We start from the raw sequence: 2066 nt of genomic DNA, 5'->3' as shown, positions 1-2066 counted from the left end.
GTTGACACTCCCCGCCCTAAAGGGAACGGGGATTCTTAATTAAACAATTGTAAAGACAACTGTTCAAATAATATCCGCTTTTCAGGTATTACCTTAGATGTACGGTTCTTGCCCTGATCCTGTTTGCCATTGCTGGCAGAATCATGTCTGACAAGCGTAACTTTCCCACAGTCCGCAGGTAGCTTTTTAACGTCTTTAGTGACGAACTTTAAATTAGCTCTACGCAAAATTGTACGAGAGGCTTGAGTGTCTGCATGGTCAATGTGACCGCAGTTTTCACAAATAAATTTCTCACCATCTCTATTAGTTTTGCTTACATTATGACAAGCTGAACACTCTTGAGACGTGAACTTAGGATTAATAGATAATACTGGCTTACCCGCTTTCAAGGCTAACCAAGCAATTTTAGAAAATAACCCGCCCCAGCTAACATCTGATATAGATCGGTTCAATCCGCGCTTTGCAGATTGACCATTAGCCATGAATCTCCCCTTCTGCCTCTTGGGTTTACATCGGGACTTCATAGCTTTGATATTTAGGTCCTCTTGAACAATCGCCGCAGCAGTGCCAACAACTTTATTGGCTGCAAACCATTGATGATCATTCCGCTTGTCAGCAATCTTTTTATGCAGCTTGGCAACTATTATGCCAGCTTTTTTACGATTCTTAGAACCTTTAACTTTACGGTTTACCCTGCGCTGCCTAATTCTTAGTTGACGGCGAGTTTTTTTATTGGTTGCGAACTTAGGATTTTCAACAAACGAGCCATCAGTGAGGGAAATTAACTTATTGATTCCTACATCAATACCTACTGCCGAGGATATAGTTTCAATATCTGACACATCAGGCAAAGATTCTGGTAGGTTGAGCAATACACTCATGTACCAGCCATCGGCTTCTTTAATTACTGTTACGGTTCTAATATCAGCATCAATTGGAATCGCTCGACTATCGAAATATCTCATATCTCCCAAGCCAGGGAAGTAAACGTGCGAATAGCACCTCTTTTTGTTAGATGAACGATTAACGGTTAACTTCCCTTGCCCTGGCTTGAATTGAAAGCTTTTAAAGTTAGATGCTTTGCGAAATGCTGGGAATCCTCTTTTATGTTGGAAGAATCCATTATAAGCAATATCTAATTTAGCTAAATTGCCTTGCAAAACATCTGAATTAACCCGACTATACCATTCAGACTCAGAGCGTAATTCAGTTGTTCTCTTACTTTGAATATCAGCAGCATGTCCCCAAGTTAAGCCATGTTTCTTACTATTTTTTGTTAACTCAGCAGACATCACCCCATGTTTAACAATAGGGCAAGTCAAAGGGCAATAAGAACCATATTCAATCCGAGTACCTAAATCCGAGAATGCACCATACTGGTACATCACTGGCTCATCTGAATTAGAGTTGTTAGTCTCAAAACCGCGCTGACGTTCTGCCAAACAATAATTTCTGTGTTTCCGCAGAGTAATAAGCCACTCAGACATTAAGGCTTGTTGCCTAATATTCGGTTGTAGTTTAAACTTCCAGCGTATTTGCACAGGTTCGTTTTGTTGATATAGTTGACTCTATCAACATAGTAATCTACAATCAAAAACAAGTCAATCCCTAATCTCATGAAAAAAAGTTCTTATGAATATCGACATTATAATCACGCCGTCGGACTGAGCGTGATTCATTTAGTCTGGATACCTAAACGCAGGAAAAAAGTACTTGTTGGAAAAATTAGGGATAGAATTTTTGAGATATTCTCAGAATTAGCTACTGAAAAAGACTGGAATATTCGCGCATTAGAAGTTGCACCAGACCATATTCATCTATTTGTAGAGATTCATCCAACTGACGCAATATTTCAAGTAGTTAAAGCATTTAAAGGACGCTCATCGAATTATCTAAGAAAGGAATTTCCAGAATTAAAAAGATTGCCATCACTCTGGACTAGCAGCTATTTTTTTTCAACTGCTGGAAACGTTGCTGCTGACACTATAGAACGGTATATCAATGATCCTCATCATGGTTGATAATATTGGAGGCGAATAAATTCGCACGAGTCGGATTTCCCCCGC

The 2066-nt window shown here is 39.4% G+C and carries 2 protein-coding genes; one reads left to right on the top strand and one right to left on the bottom strand.

The features are described 5' to 3' along the window. Nucleotides 1-35: 35 nt before the first annotated feature. Complete coding sequence (locus tag LC605_RS32640; protein WP_229551498.1) at nt 36-1487, bottom strand: transposase; 1452 nt, start codon at nt 1485-1487, stop codon at nt 36-38. 129 nt (nt 1488-1616) lie between these two features. Between LC605_RS32640 and tnpA the strand changes: the two genes are divergently transcribed. Next, nucleotides 1617-2021 (top strand): IS200/IS605 family transposase, encoded by a 405-nt coding sequence (gene tnpA / locus LC605_RS32635; protein WP_229551497.1) that lies wholly within the window; start codon nt 1617-1619, stop codon nt 2019-2021. Nucleotides 2022-2066: the final 45 nt, after the last annotated feature.

It is taken from the genome of Nostoc sp. CHAB 5836 (assembly GCF_020829445.1).
In the GTDB taxonomy this organism is placed as follows: domain Bacteria; phylum Cyanobacteriota; class Cyanobacteriia; order Cyanobacteriales; family Nostocaceae; genus Nostoc.
This window is presented reverse-complemented; position numbering and strand designations above follow the sequence as displayed.

Coding starts and splice junctions, on each gene's coding strand:
- LC605_RS32640 (WP_229551498.1), bottom strand. CDS start 1,487: ATGTCTGAGTGGCTTATTACTCTGCGGAAACACAGAAATTATTGTTTG.
- tnpA (WP_229551497.1), top strand. CDS start 1,617: ATGAAAAAAAGTTCTTATGAATATCGACATTATAATCACGCCGTCGGA.